The sequence below is a fragment of the Streptomyces niveus genome, assembly GCF_001723055.1.
GTDB classification, from domain to species: domain Bacteria; phylum Actinomycetota; class Actinomycetes; order Streptomycetales; family Streptomycetaceae; genus Streptomyces; species Streptomyces niveus.
Genome location: NZ_MDCR01000152.1, coordinates 1 through 17,915, shown reverse-complemented (window position 1 = coordinate 17,915; position 17,915 = coordinate 1). Strand labels below are relative to the sequence as shown.

General features: G+C 72.2%; 19 protein-coding genes. 12 read left to right on the top strand and 7 right to left on the bottom strand.

The genetic code is table 11. The features are described 5' to 3' along the window. The 3 genes from BHU15_RS19035 to BHU15_RS19025 all read left to right on the top strand — a co-directional run. The coding region (locus BHU15_RS19035; protein ID WP_171908396.1) for an aldo/keto reductase at positions 1–239 on the top strand (239 nt) is incomplete at its 5' end. Next, complete coding sequence (locus BHU15_RS19030) at positions 236–1,114, top strand: amidohydrolase family protein (protein WP_069628276.1); 879 nt, start codon at positions 236–238, stop codon at positions 1,112–1,114. The genes BHU15_RS19035 and BHU15_RS19030, both read left to right, overlap by 4 nt. A 54-nt stretch (positions 1,115–1,168) precedes the next feature. Continuing rightward, complete coding sequence (locus tag BHU15_RS19025; RefSeq protein WP_069628275.1) at positions 1,169–2,035, top strand: Fpg/Nei family DNA glycosylase; 867 nt, start codon at positions 1,169–1,171, stop codon at positions 2,033–2,035. A gap of 7 nt (positions 2,036–2,042) precedes the next feature. Here the strand turns inward: BHU15_RS19025 and BHU15_RS19020 are convergent, their stop codons facing one another. Further along, positions 2,043–2,750: a zf-HC2 domain-containing protein gene (locus BHU15_RS19020; RefSeq protein ID WP_368483208.1), complete on the bottom strand. Its 708-nt coding sequence runs from the start codon at positions 2,748–2,750 to the stop codon at positions 2,043–2,045. Positions 2,751–2,862: 112 nt separating this feature from the next. Between BHU15_RS19020 and BHU15_RS19015 the strand changes: the two genes are divergently transcribed. From BHU15_RS19015 to BHU15_RS19000, 4 genes are all read left to right on the top strand, one after another. Next, positions 2,863–3,612 (top strand): LytR/AlgR family response regulator transcription factor, encoded by a 750-nt coding sequence (locus BHU15_RS19015; RefSeq protein ID WP_023537059.1) that lies wholly within the window; start codon positions 2,863–2,865, stop codon positions 3,610–3,612. Positions 3,613–3,737: 125 nt separating this feature from the next. Then, positions 3,738–4,100: a hypothetical protein gene (locus tag BHU15_RS19010; protein ID WP_023537058.1), complete on the top strand. Its 363-nt coding sequence runs from the start codon at positions 3,738–3,740 to the stop codon at positions 4,098–4,100. Beyond that, a complete protein-coding gene (locus tag BHU15_RS19005) occupies positions 4,097–5,584 on the top strand; it encodes a sodium/solute symporter (RefSeq protein WP_023537057.1) in 1,488 nt (495 codons plus the stop codon). The genes BHU15_RS19010 and BHU15_RS19005 overlap by 4 nt, the downstream gene beginning before the upstream one ends. Next, the gene (locus tag BHU15_RS19000; protein WP_069628273.1) at positions 5,581–6,777 is read left to right on the top strand and encodes a sensor histidine kinase; all 1,197 of its coding nucleotides are present in this window, start codon (positions 5,581–5,583) and stop codon (positions 6,775–6,777) included. Before BHU15_RS19005 ends, BHU15_RS19000 begins: the two co-directional genes overlap by 4 nt. Before the next feature lies 1 nt (position 6,778). On the opposite strand, the gene BHU15_RS18995 is transcribed toward BHU15_RS19000, so the two are convergent. Next, the gene (locus BHU15_RS18995; protein ID WP_069628272.1) at positions 6,779–7,318 is read right to left on the bottom strand and encodes a hypothetical protein; all 540 of its coding nucleotides are present in this window, start codon (positions 7,316–7,318) and stop codon (positions 6,779–6,781) included. 70 nt (positions 7,319–7,388) lie between these two features. Between BHU15_RS18995 and BHU15_RS18990 the strand changes: the two genes are divergently transcribed. Next, positions 7,389–7,625, top strand: a complete 237-nt coding sequence (locus tag BHU15_RS18990) for a zf-HC2 domain-containing protein (RefSeq protein ID WP_376205421.1) — start codon at positions 7,389–7,391, stop codon at positions 7,623–7,625. On the opposite strand, the gene BHU15_RS18985 is transcribed toward BHU15_RS18990, so the two are convergent. Further along, positions 7,562–8,140, bottom strand: a complete 579-nt coding sequence (locus tag BHU15_RS18985; RefSeq protein WP_031228750.1) for a sigma-70 family RNA polymerase sigma factor — start codon at positions 8,138–8,140, stop codon at positions 7,562–7,564. The two genes, BHU15_RS18990 and BHU15_RS18985, sit on opposite strands and share 64 nt — an antisense overlap. 269 nt (positions 8,141–8,409) lie before the next feature. Between BHU15_RS18985 and BHU15_RS18980 the strand changes: the two genes are divergently transcribed. After that, entirely contained in the window at positions 8,410–9,612 is a 1,203-nt protein-coding gene (locus tag BHU15_RS18980) for a CapA family protein (protein WP_069628270.1), read from the top strand. Positions 9,613–9,632: 20 nt separating this feature from the next. Here the strand turns inward: BHU15_RS18980 and BHU15_RS18975 are convergent, their stop codons facing one another. Continuing rightward, the gene (locus tag BHU15_RS18975) at positions 9,633–10,094 is read right to left on the bottom strand and encodes a universal stress protein (protein WP_069628269.1); all 462 of its coding nucleotides are present in this window, start codon (positions 10,092–10,094) and stop codon (positions 9,633–9,635) included. A 112-nt stretch (positions 10,095–10,206) separates the two neighbouring features. Here BHU15_RS18975 and lysX point away from each other — a divergent pair, with 112 nt between their 5' ends. Both lysX and BHU15_RS18965 read left to right on the top strand, forming a co-directional pair. Next, entirely contained in the window at positions 10,207–13,572 is a 3,366-nt protein-coding gene (gene lysX / locus BHU15_RS18970) for a bifunctional lysylphosphatidylglycerol synthetase/lysine--tRNA ligase LysX (protein WP_079128233.1), read from the top strand. Positions 13,573–13,685: 113 nt separating this feature from the next. Next, a complete protein-coding gene (locus tag BHU15_RS18965; RefSeq protein ID WP_247748630.1) occupies positions 13,686–14,546 on the top strand; it encodes a polysaccharide deacetylase family protein in 861 nt (286 codons plus the stop codon). Between the two features lie 63 nt (positions 14,547–14,609). Here the strand turns inward: BHU15_RS18965 and BHU15_RS18960 are convergent, their stop codons facing one another. Next, positions 14,610–15,269, bottom strand: coding sequence for a class F sortase (locus BHU15_RS18960; protein ID WP_069628268.1), 660 nt, complete (start codon positions 15,267–15,269; stop codon positions 14,610–14,612). 320 nt (positions 15,270–15,589) lie between these two features. Between BHU15_RS18960 and BHU15_RS18955 the strand changes: the two genes are divergently transcribed. After that, a complete protein-coding gene (locus tag BHU15_RS18955) occupies positions 15,590–16,075 on the top strand; it encodes a hypothetical protein (RefSeq protein WP_069628267.1) in 486 nt (161 codons plus the stop codon). A gap of 111 nt (positions 16,076–16,186) precedes the next feature. Here BHU15_RS18955 and BHU15_RS18950 read toward each other — a convergent pair whose 3' ends face one another. Next, complete coding sequence (locus BHU15_RS18950; protein ID WP_069628266.1) at positions 16,187–16,777, bottom strand: hypothetical protein; 591 nt, start codon at positions 16,775–16,777, stop codon at positions 16,187–16,189. Between the two features lie 238 nt (positions 16,778–17,015). Further along, positions 17,016–17,780 carry a bestrophin-like domain gene (locus tag BHU15_RS18945; protein WP_069628265.1) on the bottom strand — a complete coding sequence of 255 codons (765 nt, stop codon included), beginning with the start codon at positions 17,778–17,780 and terminating at the stop codon, positions 17,016–17,018. Between the last annotated feature and the right edge of the window lie 135 nt (positions 17,781–17,915).

The window sequence follows — 17,915 nt, the reverse complement described above, 5'->3', positions numbered from 1 at the left end:
CGCCCGCGCTCCTGGAGCGCGCCCTGCGCGTCAAGGCCGTCGCCGAGCGGCACGGCGTCCCGCTGCGCGCCGCCGCCATCGCCTATCCGCTGCGCCATCCGGCCGTCGCCAGCGTCCTCGTCGGGACCCGCTCCGCCGACGAGGTCCAGGACGCGGCCGACATGTACTCCCGCACCGTCCCGGACGCCCTCTGGGACGACCTGCGCGCCCAGGGACTGCTGGAAGGCGACGCCCGATGAGCGGAGCGCCGCCCCGCCGGCCGACCCGTTCGGCGCCCGTCGTGGACGCCCACCACCATCTGTGGGACCTGTCCGTACGCGACCAGGACTGGATCACCGGCCCCGCCATGGCACCCATCCGGCGCGACTTCGGCATCGCCGACCTCGCGCCGGAGACCCGCGCGGCCGGTGTCGGCGCCACCGTCCTCGTCCAGACCGTCACGGTCGCGGACGAGACCCCCGAGTTCCTCGCACTCGCCGACAGGAACGAGCTGATAGCCGGCGTCGTCGGCTGGACCGACCTCACCGCGCCCGACATCGCCGACACCCTCGCCGCGCTGCGCGAACTGCCCGGCGGCGACAAGCTCGTCGGCATCCGCCACCAGGTCCAGGGCGAGCCCGACCCCCAGTGGCTGCTGCGTCCCGACGTCCGGTACGGGCTCGCCGCCGTGGCCGACGCCGGACTCGCGTACGACCTGATCGTCCTGCCCCACCAGCTCCCCGCCGCGACCGCCGTCGCCGCGCTGCTGCCGCAGCTGACCTTCGTACTCGACCACCTCGGCAAGCCGCCCGTCGCCTCCGGCGCCCTCGACCCCTGGGCCGGTCACATCCGGGCCCTGGCGGCCCGCCCGAACGTCGTCTGCAAGCTCTCCGGCCTGGTCACCGAGGCGAAGTGGGACTCCTGGACGGCGGACACACTGCGCCCGTACACCGAGACCGTGCTCGACGCGTTCGGCTCCGCACGTCTGATGTTCGGCTCGGACTGGCCGGTGTGCCGGCTGGCCGCCTCGTACGCCGAGGTCGTCGACGTCACCCGTACGCTCACCGCCGACCTGAGCGACAACGAACGGCGTGCCGTCTTCGGCGCGACGGCCACGGCGGCGTACGGGCTGTGAACCACCCCCTGCGCCCGCCGGGCGTTCGGTCCGCCGCTGCGGCACTCTGGAGGCATGCCGGAAGTCCCCGAAGTCGAAGCGCTGCGTGAGTTCCTGGACGGCCAACTGGTCGGCAAGGAGATCGTCCGGGTCCTGCCCCTGACGATCAACGTCCTCAAGACGTACGACCCGCCGCTCACCGCCCTGGAGGGCGCCACCGTCAGCGCGATCGAACGGCACGGCAAGTGGCTCGACATCGTGGCCGGCGACTCAGGGCTCCATCTCGCCATCCATCTGGCCCGCGCGGGCTGGCTGCGGTGGAAGGACGAGTTCCCCGCCGCGCCCCCGCGCCCCGGGAAGGGGCCGCTCGCGCTGCGGACCGTCCTGGCCGGGGGCGACGGCTTCGACCTGACCGAGGCCGGCACCACCAAGCGGCTCGCCGTCCATCTCGTACGCGACCCCTTCGAGGTGCCCGCCATCGCCAGCCTCGGTCCCGACCCGCTCGGCGACGGCTTCGACCGGGACGCGCTCGCCGCGCTGCTCGCGGGGGAGCGGCGGCAGCTCAAGGGCGCCCTGCGGGACCAGCGCCTGATCGCGGGCATCGGCAACGCGTACAGCGACGAGATCCTGCACGCGGCGAAGATGTCGCCCTTCAAACCGGTCCACAATCTGACCGACGACGAGATCACCGTCCTGTACGACGCGATGCGCACGACCCTGACCTCGGCGATCGAGCGTTCGCGCGGTGTCGCGGCGGGACGGCTGAAGGCCGAGAAGAAGAGCGGCCTACAGGTGCACGGCCGGGCCGGTGAGACCTGCCCGGTGTGCGGCGACACCATCAGGTCGGTCTCCTTCGCCGACTCCTCGCTCCAGTACTGCCCGACCTGCCAGACGGGCGGCAAACCGCTCGCCGACCGCAGGACGTCCCGCTTTCTCAAGTAGGACTACCTCAGGTGGCGCCTCGTACCGTCATCAGCCGGTGGCCCTCGGCCGTCCGTACCTCGAACCGGTCGATCTCCCCCAACCGCAGCGCCGCGCCGCCCCACGTGACCATCGGACCGCCCCCGCCACCGGCGCCGGTCCAGGTCATCACCGTCTCCTCCGAGCCGTCCCGGCCCACGGCCACCAGCGCGCACACCCCGGCAGCCGCCGACTTCGACAGCTCCAGCGCGACATCCGTGCCCCAGCCCCGCTCGGCCGCCGTCACGACAGCCGCCGTCCCGGTCCTGCGGTCCGTCGCCGTCCACCGCTCGGCGGCCGGCCCGGCCGGGGAGCCGCCGCCCCGCTGCGCGTCGACGATCGCGAACGGGCCGCCCACCGCGATCACCACCGCCGCCGCGACCAGGGCGACGCGCCGTCTGCGGCTCACCCGCCGCCGGGCCGCCGTCCCTTCCAGCATCCGGTGCAGCAGCTCCGGCCCCGCCGACACGAAGGGCGCCACCCGCGCGGGCGTGCGCCGCGTGTACTCGTCGAGCTGACTGCGCACCCCGTCGAAATCGCCCAACAGCAGTGCGCAGTGCGGACAGTCCATGAGATGGTCCTCGAAGCGGAACGCGTCGGCCGTGTCGAGCACGCCGAGTGCGTAGGCGCCGACGTCACGATGGATCTCCGGTGTCCGCATGCCTCCTGATACGGAGCGCGACGGCGAATCACTCAAGCCGACATCCTTCACCCGCTCCGACTTCTCCCGCTGCTTCCTTCTCCCGCTCCGACTTCTCCTCCCGCCGAGCCGGGCCCGGCTCGCTCCACAGCCCCTAAACTTCCGGGTCATGCTGCGTGTACTGGCCGTGGACGACGAAGCGCCCGCCCTCGAAGAGCTGCTGTACCTCCTGCGCGCCGACCCCCGGATCCGTAGCGCCGAGGGCGCGACGAGCGCGACCGAGGCGCTGCGCCGTATCGGGGCCGCCCTCGACGCCGGTCCCGACGACCCCGCCGCCGTCGACGTCGTCTTCCTCGACATCCACATGGCGGGTCTGACAGGGCTCGATGTCGCCAAGCTCCTGGCCGGTTTCGCCGAACCCCCGCTGATCGTCTTCGTCACCGCCCACGAGGGCTTCGCCGTCCAGGCGTTCGACCTCAAGGCCGTCGACTACGTGCTCAAGCCCGTCCGCAGGGAGCGGCTGGCGGAGGCCGTGCGGCGGGTCGCCGAACTGGTGGGCGAGCGCGGCCCCGTCGTGGACACCTCCACCGACCAGATCCCCGTCGAACTCGGCGGCGTGACCCGCTTCGTCCCCGTCGCCGACATCGTCTACGCCGAGGCCCAGGGCGACTACGCCAGACTCCACACCGACACCGGCAGCCATCTGGTGCGTATCCCGCTCACCACCCTGGAGGAGCGCTGGCGCTCCCGCGGTTTCGTACGGATCCACCGCCGCCATCTGGTCTCCGTCGCCCGTATCGACGAACTGCGCCTCGACGCGGGCGCCATGAGCGTGCGCGTCGGTGACGCCGAACTGGCCGTCAGCAGGCGGCACGCCAGGGCCGTACGCGATCTGCTGATGCGGCTGCCCGGCCGCTGACCAGGCTGTTCGTCAAGGCGGGGGTGGTGCCCGGGGGCTTCCCACCGCCTTGACGGTCTGCTTACACTCCGGCCCTGGCACCGCGACCACGCACGAGGTACGAGGCACGAGGGGGAGGAAGGACCATGACCGCCGACGCCACCCCCAAGCGTGAGGTCGTCACCGGCGAACCCCGCCGCGTACGCCCCCTGCCCCGCTATCGCGCCCAGTCCGAGATCGACGAGCAGACCGCGCTCGGCGACGCCTATGTCCGCTCCCTCATGCGTGGCCAACTCCGCGCCGGACTCACCGCGTTCGCGCTCCTCGCCGCCGTCGTCGGCACCCTCCCGCTCGCCTTCGCCGCGCTGCGCGACACCACCGTCGTCTGGGTGGTGCTCGGCGTCGCCGCGTATCCGCTGCTGACCCTGCTGGCCTGGTGGTACGTACGGCGCGCGGAGCGCAACGAGCGGGACTTCGCCCGGCTCGTGAAGGGCCGGCCGCTGCCGTGAGCCAGAGTTACACGGTGACGGCGGTGGCCGTCGTCGTGGTCGCCACGATCCTCGTCGGCGGCTTCGGCCTGCGGATATCCCGCACCACCTCCGACTTCTACGTGGCCTCCCGCACGGTGCGGCCCGGCCTCAACGCCGCCGCGATCAGCGGCGAGTACCTCTCCGCCGCCTCCTTCCTCGGTATCGCCGGACTGCTCCTGTTGCACGGCCCCGACATGCTCTGGTACCCGGTCGGCTACACCGCGGGCTATCTGGTCCTGCTGGTCTTCGTCGCCGCCCCGCTGCGCCGCTCCGGCGCGTACACCCTCCCCGACTTCGCCGAGGGGCGCCTGGAGTCGCGCCCCGCGCGGCGGGTGGTCAGCGCGCTGGTCGTCGGCGCGGGCTGGCTCTATCTGGTGCCTCAACTCCAGGGCGCGGGACTCACGCTGGAGATCCTGACCGGCGCGCCGAACTGGTTCGGCGCCGTCCTCGTCGCCGTCGTCGTGGTGGTCGCCGTCGCGGCGGGCGGCATGCGCAGCATCACCTTCGTCCAAGCCTTCCAGTACTGGCTCAAGCTCACCGCCCTGCTCGTGCCCGCGATCTTCCTCCTGCTCGCCTGGCAGGGCGACGGACGGCCCGCGATCGACTTCGACCCCACCGAGCTGTCGAGCCGCGCCGACCACCCGCTCTACGCGACGTACGGACTGATCATCGCCACCTTCCTCGGCACCATGGGACTGCCGCACGTCGTCGTCCGCTTCTACACCAGCCCCAACGGCCGGGCGGCCCGCCGGACCACCCTGGGCGTACTCGTCCTGATCGGCGGCTTCTATCTGCTGCCACCCGTCTACGGCGCGCTCGGGCGGCTGTACGCGCCCGCGCAGGCCCTCGGCAAGGACGCCGACGCCGCCGTCCTGCTGCTGCCCGATCTGGTCATCGGGGGCACGGCGGGCGATCTGCTCGGGGCGCTCGTCGCGGGCGGCGCCTTCGCCGCGTTCCTGTCCACCGCATCCGGACTGACCATGGCCGTCGCCGGGGTGCTCACCCAGGACGTACTGCCCTCGCGCGGCGTACGGCACTTCCGGCTGGCCACGCTGCTCGCGATCCTCGTGCCGCTCGGCGGTTCGCTGGTGGTCAGCGGCATGCCGGTGGCCGACGCCGTCGCGATGGCCTTCGCCGTCTCCGCCTCGTCGTTCTGCCCGCTGCTGGTGCTCGGCATCTGGTGGCGGCGGCTCACCCCGCCCGGAGCGATCGCGGGGCTGCTGCTCGGCGGCGGCTCGGCGCTGGTGGCCATCGGGATCACGGTCAGCGGCGCCGTACGTTCCGGGTGGCCGCACGCGCTGCTCGCCTGGCCCGCCGTCTGGTCGGTGCCCGTCGGGTTCCTCGCGATGATCCTGGTGTCGCTGGCCACGCGCTCGCGCATACCGCCGGGGACCAAGGCCGCCATGACCCGGTTCCATCTCCCGGAGGCACTGATGCCCCGCGCCAGAGGAGGCCCCCGGTGAACGGCGCGGCCCTCGCGGTCCTGCTCGTGCTCGGCGCGCTGCTGTTCGCGGGCGGCTTCCTGCTGGGCCGCCGCGGCGGACGCGGACGGCCCGACCGGACCAGCGACGTCGGTACGCCCGTCGAGCACGCCACTTTCGAGACCCTGCACACCGCGTCGCTCGCCGCGCCGCCCCTGCGCGCCGGACTCACCGAGGAGAGCGCGGGCAAGGCCGCCCGCCGGCTGCGCTCGCTGCTCGGCACGGACGCGCTCTGCCTCACCGACCGGGACCGGGTGCTCGCCTGGGACGGCCTCGGCGAACATCACGGCAAGCATGTGATGGACCATGTGCAGGCCCTGCTCGCCAGTGGCCGCGACACGGCCTTCGCGAGCGGCTGCGGCGATCTGGACTGCCCGCTGCGCTGGGGCGTCGCCGCGCCGCTGACCGTCGACCACCGGGTGCTCGGCACCCTCGTCGCGTACGCCCCGAGGGAGTCCGCCGTCCTCGCGCGGGCCGCCGGCGAGGTCGCACGCTGGGTCTCCGTACAGCTCGAACTCGCCGAACTCGACCGCTCCCGCACCCAGTTGATCGAGGCGGAGATCAGGGCGCTGCGCGCCCAGATCTCGCCGCACTTCATCTTCAACTCACTGGCCGCCATCGCCTCGTTCGTCCGCACCGACCCCGAGCGCGCCCGTGAACTGCTCCTGGAGTTCGCCGACTTCACCCGCTACTCGTTCCGCAGGCACGGCGACTTCACCACCCTCGCCGACGAACTGCACTCCATCGACCAGTACTTGGCACTAGTCCGGGCCCGCTTCGGCGACCGGCTGTCGGTCACGCTCCAGGTCGCACCCGAGGTGCTGCCGGTCGCGATGCCGTTCCTCTGTCTCCAGCCGCTCGTCGAGAACGCCGTCAAGCACGGCCTCGAAGGCAAGATCACGATGAGTCACATCACCATCAGCGCGCTCGACGCCGGTTCGGAGGCGGAGGTCGTGATCGAGGACGACGGGGTGGGCATGGACCCGGATCGGCTGCGCCGGATCCTGCGCGGGGAGGGCGGGCTGTCCACGGGCATCGGACTGCTCAACGTGGACGAGCGGCTGCGCCAGGTGTATGGGGACGACTACGGGCTCGTCATCGAGACGGGGGTGGGGGCGGGGATGCGGATCACCGTACGGATTCCCAAGTACCGCGCGGGCGTGCACGGCAGCTGAGTCAGAACAGGGCGATGGCGAGATGTCCCAGCGGCAGCCCGAGCTGCCACGCCGGGGTCCACACCTGCGGCCCCTCCTCCTCGTTCGGCTCGGGACCCTCGGCGCCACCCGGATCGGCGCCCGGCGCGCCCACCGCGTCGAGATCCGGGGCCAGCAGTTCGGTCTCCTCCAGCCACCGCCAGGCGTCCAGGGCCAGTTCCAGATCGGGGTCGGGCCGCGCCGTGCCGGACCGTTCCGCCTGGCAGGCGCGGGTCTCCAGCAGATCGAGCTGGTGACAGACCCATTCACGCCAACCCGTGCCGTACGCGGTGAGCGTCCGCCACTCGGCCATCCGCGCCACACCGCCGGGCCCGCCGACCGGGCCTTCGGACAGGAAGATGGTCAGGGCGAGGGCGTCGCGACCCGCCCGGTACTCAAGTGTGGTGGGCGGCATGAGATCGCCGGTGCGCAGCAGTTCGTCGGCGACGTACTCCGCGTACATCCACGCCATGGGGACGAGCAGGCCGCCGCCACCGCCTTCGTCATGATGTTCCGGACGCATTGTTTTCCGCCTTCCTTTCTCTCGGGGGACGCTGCTTCACCGAGCATTGAACCGGCGGCCGGTGCCCAGCGTGGCCAGAAGAGCAGGATCCGACAGCGGACCGGAGGCGATTGTGACGGGTGAGGCCGGCGGTGACCCACATGTGCGGTCGCAGCTCGGCGCGTACGCGCTGGGAGCCCTCACGCCCGAGGAGGACCGGCTGATCGCCGGGCACCTGGAGGGCTGCGCGGGCTGCGCCGCCGCCTATGCGGAGGTGGCCGACGGCGCGGCGCTCCTCGCACTCTTCGACGAGGAGGACCTGTGGTAGCCGGGCAGGGAACGGCCGAGGGCCCGCAGCGCGTAGTAGGAGCGGGACTTGACGGTGCCGGCCGGGATGCCGAGCACCTGCGCGGCCTCGACCACGCTCAGCCCCTTGAAGTAGATCTGCGCGAGTACGGCGCGGTGCTCCGGGCTCAGCGACCTCACCGCCGCGCGTACGTCGAGCGCGGCGACGGAGCGTTCCGTGGGATCGCCGGGCTCCGGGGTCGCTTCCAGGACGCCGTCGCTGACCTCGGTCGGGCGGGCGAGACGTGAGCGGCGGGCGTCGATCGCCAGCCGGCGGCCCACGGTGAAGAGCCAGGGCCGCATGGACTCGTAGGGGCCCTCGAAGGCCTCGGGGTGCTGCCAGGCGCGGACCAGCGTCTCCTGGAGGAGGTCCTCGGCGCGCTGCCGGTCGCCGTAGGTCAGACCGAGCAGGAAGTGCAGGAGCGCCGGGCCGTGGTCGCGCTGCAACTCCGTCAGCGCCCGCTCGTCGGTCGTCGCCGTGGCCGTGGCGGTGGTCATCGTGAACGTCCCTTCCTCGCGGAGGTCGCCGGCGTCGGCGGCGCTGCCGTTGGCGTATCGGAACGCATCCGGTGCGTCCGGGGACAGACGGCTCACAAGGGTCTGCGACGAGCGGTCGCTCCGCGCGGCGAGTGGTGCGGTGAACGGTCGGCCGATCCCTTTCATCCCTTTCAGGTACTTCACCGCGTTCGGAGCATTAGTCACACTAATATGAAGAATGCATGTGTTGACCGTTTGGTCGCCTTCCTCGTTCTGAAGGAGCCTGACCGATGACGACGCACACGCGACACGGAGCGGTGGCCGCAGCCGCTCTGCTGCTCGGCACGGCGGCGGGATGCGCCGGACCCGGCACGGCCGAACCGGCCGTCGACCGGCCCGCCGACAGCGCCGCCGGGTCCGGACCCTCGGCCGCGGGCGGCACGGCACCGGAGCGCGGGTTCACCCTCGTCGCCTCCGGAGACGTCCTGCCGCACGACTCCGTCATCAGTCGCGCCGGCGTCGACGCGGGCGGCACCGGCCACGACTTCGTACCGATGCTCGCCGGGGTGAAGCCCGTCGTCTCGGCCGCCGATGTGGCGATCTGTCACATGGAGACGGTGTACGGCCCCGACGGCGGGCCCTTCACCGGCTACCCGTCGTTCGCCTCACCGCCCGAGATCGCCGCCGCCCTCAAGGCGACCGGCTACGACTCCTGCTCCACCGCGTCCAACCACACCCTCGACGCCGGGGCCGACGGCATCAGCCGCACGCTCGGCGCCCTCGACAAGGCCGGCGTCAAGCACGCGGGCTCGGCGCGCACGGCCGAGGAGGACACCCGCCCCGCGCTGCTCGACGCGGGCGGCGCGAAGGTCGCCCAACTGGCGTACACCTACGACACCAACGGCAAACCGCTGCCCGACGGACAGCCCTGGGCCGTCGACCTCATCGACGAGGAGAAGATCATCGCCGACTCGCGGGCCGCCCGCGCGGCGGGCGCCGACGTCGTCGTCGTGAGCATGCACTGGGGTACGGAGTGGCAGACGGCGCCCGACGAGAAGCAACTGCGCCTCGGCGAACGGCTCACCGCGTCCACCACCGACGGCCGCCCCGACATCGACCTGATCATCGGCACGCACGTGCACGCCCCGCAGGCGTACGAGAAGGTCAACGGCACCTGGATCATCTACGGCATGGGTGACCAGATCGCCGGTGAAATGATCAACAACGCCGGACAGTTCGACCCGCGCGGCACCCAGGGCTCGATCGGCCGGTTCACCTTCGCGCCGCCCGCCACCGACGGCGAGCGCTGGGCCGTCACGAAGGCGGAGTTCATCCCGCAGACCATGGACAACACCGTTGGGCGGGTGGTCAATCTGTCCCAGGCGCTGGACGAGGACCCGTCGAGGGACGACTACCGGGCGACACGGTCCGCGATCGAGGCTGCGGTCCTCGGCCGCGGCGCCGCCAACGACGGCCTCACGATGGGCCGTTGACGCCTGCGGGTCACACCTCGCTACGGGACGACCGTGACCGGCCAGCGGCCCGCCTTGACCAGCCGTACCGCCACCGAGCCGATGAACCGGTGCCCCGCCGACTCCGACGCGCCCACCACCACGGCGTCCGCCTTGAGGTCGTCGGCCGCGGTGACCAGCCCGTTGTACGGGTCGCCGCGCAGGGTGTGGAACTCCCAGCGGATGTCCCAGATGCCCCGGACCTGCTCGGCGCTGGCGCGGATCTGCTCCGCGAGATCCTCGGCGATCTCCCCGGTCGTGTCGGCCACCGGGGCGCCGAGCGCGGCCCCCGACGACATCAACGGCTGGACGTAGACGATGGCGAGCAGGGCGTTCTGCCGCCGGGCGAGGCCACCGGCGTACGCCGCCGCGCGGAGCGACGACTCGGAGCCGTCCACACCGGCGACGATCACCTTGGGGCCGTCGGTTCCGCGTTCGAAGGGGGAGGGCTGCTGATCCGTCACGGCAGCGAGGCTATCGGCTCCCGGGAGGCTCCCCTCCGGGGGTCCGCCCGGCGGTCGTCCCGAACGGCTCAGGCCGGGCGGGATTTGCCGGACTGGCCCTAGAGTGCGACGTATGAGCGTCAGCGTGGAGGGTGCCCCGCCGGGCCGCGCGGCCGGAAGCCGGGGCCAGGGCCGGGACCGGGGTGACGGGCGAGGGCGAGGACGGGGACCGTTCCTGAGCCGGGTGCCCGGCGCGTTCGCGACGTACTTCGGCGGGCTCGGCGTCTACTGCGCGCTCATCGCCCTCATCCCCGCACTCCGGCGGCTGTTGCGGCCCCTCTCCGCCTTCCTCGACGACGTCGCCGTCCCCGTCAGCGCCAACCTCGCCTACGCCGTCTTCCTCCTCCTGCTCGCCGGCGCCGTCGCCTCCCGCAAGAAGGCCGCGTGGTGGCTGGTCGTCACCTATCTGGCGCTGCTGGTCGCGGTCGACGTCGTGGTGCTCACCTTCGCCGCCTGGTCGTGGCTGCCCAACTTCGTCCTGTGCGGCGCGGGGCTCGTCGTACTGATCCTGGCGCGCGGCCAGTTCTACGCGGCCAGCCGGCGCGGCTCCCTGCGCCGGGCGCTGCTCGTCCTCGTGCTCGGCCTCGCCGCCGGCGTCCTCGCGGGCTGGGGACTCGTCGAACTCTTCCCCGGCTCCCTGTCGCACGGCGAGCGCCTCACCTGGGCCGCGAACCGCGTGTTCGGCGGACTCGTCTCCGCCGGCGACTTCGACGGCCGGCCGCCCCACCCGCTCTTCTTCTTCCTCGGCCTCTTCGGCGCGCTCGCCCTGCTCGCCGCCGCGGCCACCCTCTTCCGCTCGCAGCGCATGGAAGCCGCGCTCCACGGCGACGAGGAACCCCGCATCCGGGCGCTCCTCGGCGCGTACGGCTCCCAGGACTCGCTCGGCTACTTCGCCACCCGCCGCGACAAAGCCGTCATCTTCTCGCCGAGCGGCAAGGCGGCCGTCACCTACCGCGTCGAGACCGGCGTCTGCCTCGCCAGCGGCGACCCCCTCGGCGACCGCGAGGCATGGGCGCCCGCCATCGAGGCCTGGCTCGACGTCGCCAGGCACCACGCCTGGGCACCGGCCGTCATGGGCGCGTCCGAGGACGGCGCCACCGCCTACGCGCGCGCCGGGCTCGGCGCCATCCAGCTGGGCGACGAGGCGATCCTGCGTGTCGACCGGTTCGACCTCGGCGGGCGCGACATGCGCGTCACCCGACAGGCCGTCAACCGGGTCCGCAGGACCGGGGTCACCGCCCGCGTACGGCGCCACTCCCTCCTTACGGAGGACGAGATGCGGGAGATCGTCGACCGCGCCGACGCCTGGCGCGGCACCGAGACCGAACGCGGCTTCTCCATGGCGCTCGACCGGCTCGGCGACCCCGCCGACGGCGACTGCCTGCTCGTCGAGGCGTTCGACGGCGACGGCGCCCTCATCGCGCTGCTCTCCTTCGTGCCCTGGGGCAAGGACGGCATCTCGCTGGACCTGATGCGCCGTGACGGGGCCGCCCCCAACGGCGTCATGGAGTTCATGGTCGCCGAACTGTGCGCGTACGCCCCCACGCTCGGTGTCCGCCGGATCTCCCTGAACTTCGCCGTCTTCCGCTCGGCCTTCGAAGAAGGCGCCCGCATCGGCGCCGGACCGGTGCTCAGACTCTGGCGCGGAATGCTGCTCTTCTTCTCCCGCTGGTGGCAGCTCGAAGCGCTCTACCGCTCCAACGTGAAGTACCAGCCCGCCTGGTACCCCCGCTTCCTCTGTTACGGCGACGCCGGCTCCCTCGCCCGTGTCGGCCTCGCCTCCGGGATCGCCGAGGGCTTCGTCTCCGTACCGAGCCTGCGCCGGCTCTGGGGCCGGGGACGGCCCGCCCCCGGCGCCAGGGGCGTCACGACCCCCGCGACCACCGCCGGACTCCCCGCCGTCGAAGAACTGCGCCTCACCGGCCCCGACACCGAACAGGCGGTGTACGAGCGGCACCTGCCCGAACAGGTACGCGTCCGCCACGACAAGCTGGCCCGGCTCCGCGCCGACGGCGTCGACCCCTACCCCGTCGGCGTCGCCCCGCCCACGGACACCCTGGCCGCGATCCGCGCCGCCCACCCGGCCGGCGCCCCCGGGAGCCGCAGCGGCGCGCACACCACCGTCGCCGGGCGCGTCATGGCCGTACGCGACTTCGGCGGCATCCTCTTCGCCGTCCTGCGCGACTGGTCCGGCGACCTCCAGCTCGCCCTCACCCGCGACGGCGGCGCCTCACCGCCCCTGGAGCGCTTCGCCGCCGACATCGACCTCGGCGACCAGCTCACCGCCACCGGGGAGGTCGGACACACCGACAAGGGCGAGCTGACCGTCTTCGTCACGCGCTGGCAGCTCACCGGCAAGTGCCTGCGCCCGCTGCCCGACAAACGCCGCGGGCTCACCGACCCCGAGGCCAGGGTCCGCCGCCGCTACGTCGACCTGGTCTCCCGCCCGGCCGCCAGGAACGTCGTACGCTCCCGGTCCACCGCGATCCAGGCACTGCGCCAGGGGCTGGTCGACCGCGGCTATCTGGAGGTCGAGACACCGATGCTCCAGCAGATCCACGGCGGCGCCAACGCCCGCCCCTTCACCACCCACATCAACGCCTACGACCTCGACCTCTACCTGAGGATCGCCCCCGAGCTGTATCTCAAGAGGCTCTGCGTCGGCGGCGTCGAGAAGGTCTTCGAACTCGGACGCACCTTCCGTAACGAGGGCGTCTCCTACAAACACAACCCCGAGTTCACCGTCCTGGAGGCATACCAGGCGTTCGCCGACTACGACGTGATGCTCGACCTCACCCGCGAACTCATCCAGGGCGCGGCCACCGCCGTCTTCGGCGCCCCGCTCGCCCACACGCGGGGCGACGACGGCAGGCTCGTCGCGCACGACATCTCCGGCCGCTGGCCCGTCAGAACGGTCCACGGCGCCCTGTCCGACGCGCTCGGCGAGGAGATCGGCCCCGACACCGGCGAGCGGGCGCTGCGCCGCCTCTGCGACCGCGCGGGCATCGCGCACGCCCCCTGCGGCACCCGTGGTGACGTCCTCCTGGAGATGTACGAGCGGCTGGTGGAGGAGAAGACCCGGCTGCCCACCTTCTACAAGGACTTCCCCACGGAGGTCTCCCCGCTCACCCGACAGCACCGCGACGACCCCCGGCTCGCCGAACGCTGGGACCTCGTCGCCTTCGGTACGGAACTGGGCACCGCCTACTCCGAGTTGACCGACCCCGTGGAGCAGCGCCGCAGGCTCACCGCCCAGTCCCTGCTCGCCGCCGGCGGCGACCCGGAGGCCATGGAGATCGACGAGGACTTCCTCGACGCGCTGGAGTACGCCATGCCGCCGACCGGCGGCCTCGGTGTCGGTGTGGACCGGCTCGTCATGTTCCTCACCGGACTGACCATCCGTGAGACGTTGCCCTTCCCGCTGGTGCGGCGCGGCTGAGCCCCGCCGGACCGGCGTCACAGAAGTTCATCGGCTCATCCCATCGGGTGCTTTCCCCGCCGTCGGCGGTGTCGGTGAGGGACAGGACGCACCGGCCGTGCGAGCCATTGGCCATGGAAGCCATCAAAAAGGACCAGATGATTCCGGGTCGCCGGACCGTGCTGCGCCTCGCCGCGGTCCTCGGAGCCGTCGGGCTGACCCGGCTGCTGACCGCGGGCGACGCCCAGACCCCGGGCCGTCCGGCGACCGGCGTTCCGCAGGGGGGTGCCCCGGCGGCCGGAGCGCGGCCGGAGGCCTTGCCGCGCCGGCCGTCGGCCTACAGGCTGAGCCCCATGACGGAGTTCCAGCCGCCGGACGGGCGGCCCGCCAGGCTCTCCGTACGCAAGGAGCCCCTCCTGGAGATGCCGGACCTGGGCCACTCGATGGTGCTCACCTTCGACGACGGACCCGACCCGCACTACACCCCCGGCATCCTGAAGACGCTGCGCGCGCACGACGTACGGGCGATGTTCTTCGTCTGCGGCGAGATGGCCACGGGACAGCGGGACCTGCTGCGCGAGATGGCCGACGACGGGCACATCGTGGGCAACCACACCTGGTCGCACCCGGAGCTGCCGAAGCTGGGACCGGGCCGGATCCGTGCCGAGATGGAACGCACCAGCGAGGTGATCGAGCGCACGCTGGGCCGTCCGCCGGTCTGGTTCCGCGCCCCGTACGGCTCCTGGAACCGGCACACCTTCGAGATCGGGGCCGACCTCGGCATGGAGCCGCTCGCCTGGACCGTCGACACCCTCGACTGGAAGTCGCCGGGCACCGGGCGGATCGTCCGCACGGTGCTCGACGGGGCGGCGCCGGGGGTCGTGGTGCTGTCGCACGACGCGGGCGGTGACCGCTCGCAGAGCGTCGCCGCGCTCCGGGACTATCTGCCGGAGCTGCTGAACGAGGGGTACGGCATCACCGTACCGAGGCCCTGACGGCCGCTCAGGGGCGGGACGGCGGGGCGCCGTCCCGCCCCGGCCCGTCCGTTCGGCGATCGCTCAGCGGGTGTCGACCAGCCTGGCGAAGACCACGACATTGCCGTCGTAGCCGCCCGCCTTCGAGTAGCCGCCGCCGCAGGTGATCACACGCAGTTCGGAGTGACCGGTGTCGCCGTACACCCGCGCGCCGGGGAAGTCGTTCTTGGAGAAGACCTCGACCCCGTAGATCTCGAACACCGCCACCCGCTCGTCGAAGCGGGTCACCCGGATGTGCTCGCCCTTGGTCAGCGAGCCGAGGCCGTAGAAGACCGCGGGGCCCGCCTGGTTGTCGACATGGCCCACGACGACGGCGGTGCCGCGCTGGCCGGGGGCGACGCCGTTCTGGTACCAGCCCGCCATGTTGGCGTCCTGGGGAGGCGGGGCGGCGATCCAGCCCTCCGGGTCGAGCCCCACGTCCATCACGGGCGCGTCGACCTTGATCGCCGGAATCGTCACCCGGGACATCGGGGCGTACGGCAGCGGCTTCACGATGGGGACGTCGGCGGGTTCGGTCACCGCTTCCTGCCGGGTGTCCAGCGCCGCCGCGGAGGCGGGCTGGGGCGGTCCGAGGGAGACGTCGGCCCCGTTCCGCATGAGTGCGAGACCAGAGAGCATGACAAGAGCCAGAACGCCCCAGGGCGAGCGTCTCCTCGCCTCCGAGCCGCCGTGGTCCAGGCCCATGGTTCTCCCTTCGTGGGCGCCTGGTACGCACGCTAAGGGCGCTTGCCCGGGTCGGCGAGAGCTGGAGGGCGAATGGGTGGTGCGGCCGTCCGTGCCGGGCCGGCTGCCCCATTCGAGTAGTCGTCATATAAGCCCCCTGACGGTCCGTGACCTGCGACTCCGTCAGATCCGGCCACGTTCTGTCGGCGTGTCGCCTCACCGGGGTGGACCAGTGCCGAAATGCGTGAGATGTGCTGTCCGGTGATGGTTCGTCATGGAGGGCGTACTCGTCGAATTTCCCGGAGCACCGCTTTGGGGCGTCTTCCGCTGGAGGCTCAACGATGCGTGCTTCACGCGCTCTCATGGTGACTGCCGCGGCCTGCGCCGCCGTGGCGCTCTCCGCCCCGCTGGCCGGGGCCACCAACGGTCCGAGGGAGATCACCGTCAACCCGTTCGCCGTCCACCAGGGCGGCACGCTGCACATCAAGGTCGAGGGCTGTGGCCACGGCGGCACGGTCACCTCCAACGCCTTCCCCACGGCGCACCTCTCGGTGAACTCCTCGGGCCACTCGGAGGCCCGGGCCCGTATCCACAACCACGCCACGCCGGGCGACTACAACCTGTCCGTCAAGTGCAGCGACAACAGCCGCATCGCGACCCACCGCTTCCGCGTGCTGGCCGGCCAGGGCGCGGAGGGTGGCCTCGGTGGCTCCATCGGCCCCAGCTCGACCGAGATGGCGGTCGGCGGCGGTCTGGTCGCCACGGCCGCGGTCGGCGGCACGTACTTCATCGCCCGCCGCCGCCGTACGAGCGACTCGCTCGTCTGACCGGGCGGACCTCCTCCTTACGGAGAACGCCCGTCCTTGCGGAGAACGCCCGTCGCCCCAGGTCCCGAACAGGACTTGGGGCGACGGGCGTTCGGCGGAGCCGGCCGCCGGTCAGTGCTGGCGGTTCGCCGAGCGACGGCGTACGACGAGCACGGTGCCCAGGGCCGCCGCGGCCACCAGGCCGGTGCCGACGGCGAGTTCCGTGCCGTTCATGCCGATGAAGCTGCCGCCGAGACCGCCCTTGACGCCGCCGGGAGGCGCGATCGCCGTGGAGCTGGAGGTGGGCGTCCGGGTCGCGGCCGGGCTCGCCGTCGGGGTCGGGGTGGGGGTGGCCGTCCGGGTCGGCGTCGGGGCCGGGGTGCCGCCGGCGATGGTGAGGTCGGTGGTGCCCTCCTCGCCGTTGCACGTGAAGGTCACCTCGTACATCGCACCGGGCTTGGCGTCCCAGAAGATGGAGGCACGCGCCGATCCCCCGGAGGGGATGACCGTGTCGTCGAACACCCCGGACGTGGCGGTGGCGGTGCTGCTGCAACCGGTGACCGTGAGGGTCACCTGGCCGCCGGCCGCGATCACCGAGGGGGTGACGGCGAAACCGAACGGTGTGACAGGGGCCGCCGCCGTGGCCATGGCCACGGCAGGCGTAGTCAGTGCGAGTGCGGCCGCTCCCAGCAGAGCGGCGGACGCGGCACGTATCGCGCGCATGGACAATCCTCCGGGTCTCCGAGGGGCAGTGCGGAACTGATTTCCGCAGATGGCGGGAAATGCACCTCGATACCCGGCACGCTAGGAGTGCCTTACCACAGCCGCGATCTCAGTCGGGCGAACGGGTTGTCCTGTCACCCGACTGGCCCGCCCGTGTTCCCGGTCGCCGGACGGGCGGAGTATGCGGCCCGTCCGGCGACCGAGGTCCGGGTCCTGCGGACACGGCAGGGGCTCTCGCCTAGTTACGGATGTGGGGGAACAGGTCGACGAACGGTGCCGCCGTCGCCGCGATGCCCCGGCCGTACGGCGCGTCGAAATCCCAGATCAGGAACAGCAGGAAGGCGATCAGGGCGCTGAACAGCCCCGCCAGCAGCAGTTCCCGCCAGGTACGGCGGATCTGGAGCGTGAAGATCAGCCCCACCGTCACGACGGCGCCGATGATCAGGCCGAACCAGACGACCCCCGGCATCGTCGCACCGGCGTTCTCGCCTCTGGCGCCCCGCGCGTCGTCGGCCGCCGCCACCTGGTCGACCAGCGGCTGATACGCCTGCGCCTCGTGGTCGTCGGCCGGCACGTAGTCGGTGACGCTCCGCCGCACCTGCTCCAGCAGCGCCGTGCCCTTCTCGCTGAGGCTGTTGTGCTCCGACATGTGGGGCCACTCGCTGTGGACCACGTACGAGACGTACGCGTCGACGTCGCCCCGGATCCGGTCACGCACCTCGACCGGGTACACCTGCGACCGCGCCTGCACCTCGTGCAGAGCCTGCGCCTCCTGGCGTACGGACTCCTGGGCGCCGCCGCGCGCCTCCCAGACACCGGCGATGGCCAGGCCCAGCACGATCGCGTAGACCACGCCGATCATCATCGTCATGTACTCGAGGACGTCGGGGCTCTCGGAGGGGTCGTCGTCCGCCGGGATCCGGCGGTTGTTGATGAGGACGATGGCCACCACGACCGCGCAGGCGGCGCCCATGGCCAGGGACAGGACAAGCCATTCCGACATGAGTCTCCGTCAGTCAGCGGGAACGGGGGCGAAGGATGGCGGCTGCCAGGACCGCCGGTGCCGTGAGCAGGAGCATGAGCATCACGACCGAGGTGCTGTTCGTCGGCTGCTTGCGCACCGGCGGTCCTGGCAGCC

Excerpts from the sequence above, each read along its gene's own strand:
- BHU15_RS18955 (WP_069628267.1), top strand. The coding sequence starts at position 15,590 with ATGCGTGCTTCACGCGCTCTCATGGTGACTGCCGCGGCCTGCGCCGCC.
- BHU15_RS18950 (WP_069628266.1), bottom strand. The coding sequence starts at position 16,777 with ATGCGCGCGATACGTGCCGCGTCCGCCGCTCTGCTGGGAGCGGCCGCA.
- BHU15_RS18960 (WP_069628268.1), bottom strand. The coding sequence starts at position 15,269 with ATGGGCCTGGACCACGGCGGCTCGGAGGCGAGGAGACGCTCGCCCTGG.
- BHU15_RS18995 (WP_069628272.1), bottom strand. The coding sequence starts at position 7,318 with ATGCGTCCGGAACATCATGACGAAGGCGGTGGCGGCGGCCTGCTCGTC.
- BHU15_RS19010 (WP_023537058.1), top strand. The coding sequence starts at position 3,738 with ATGACCGCCGACGCCACCCCCAAGCGTGAGGTCGTCACCGGCGAACCC.
- BHU15_RS19015 (WP_023537059.1), top strand. The coding sequence starts at position 2,863 with ATGCTGCGTGTACTGGCCGTGGACGACGAAGCGCCCGCCCTCGAAGAG.
- BHU15_RS18965 (WP_247748630.1), top strand. The coding sequence starts at position 13,686 with ATGGAAGCCATCAAAAAGGACCAGATGATTCCGGGTCGCCGGACCGTG.
- BHU15_RS19025 (WP_069628275.1), top strand. The coding sequence starts at position 1,169 with ATGCCGGAAGTCCCCGAAGTCGAAGCGCTGCGTGAGTTCCTGGACGGC.
- lysX (WP_079128233.1), top strand. The coding sequence starts at position 10,207 with ATGAGCGTCAGCGTGGAGGGTGCCCCGCCGGGCCGCGCGGCCGGAAGC.
- BHU15_RS19030 (WP_069628276.1), top strand. The coding sequence starts at position 236 with ATGAGCGGAGCGCCGCCCCGCCGGCCGACCCGTTCGGCGCCCGTCGTG.
- BHU15_RS18980 (WP_069628270.1), top strand. The coding sequence starts at position 8,410 with ATGACGACGCACACGCGACACGGAGCGGTGGCCGCAGCCGCTCTGCTG.
- BHU15_RS18945 (WP_069628265.1), bottom strand. The coding sequence starts at position 17,780 with ATGTCGGAATGGCTTGTCCTGTCCCTGGCCATGGGCGCCGCCTGCGCG.
- BHU15_RS18985 (WP_031228750.1), bottom strand. The coding sequence starts at position 8,140 with ATGACCACCGCCACGGCCACGGCGACGACCGACGAGCGGGCGCTGACG.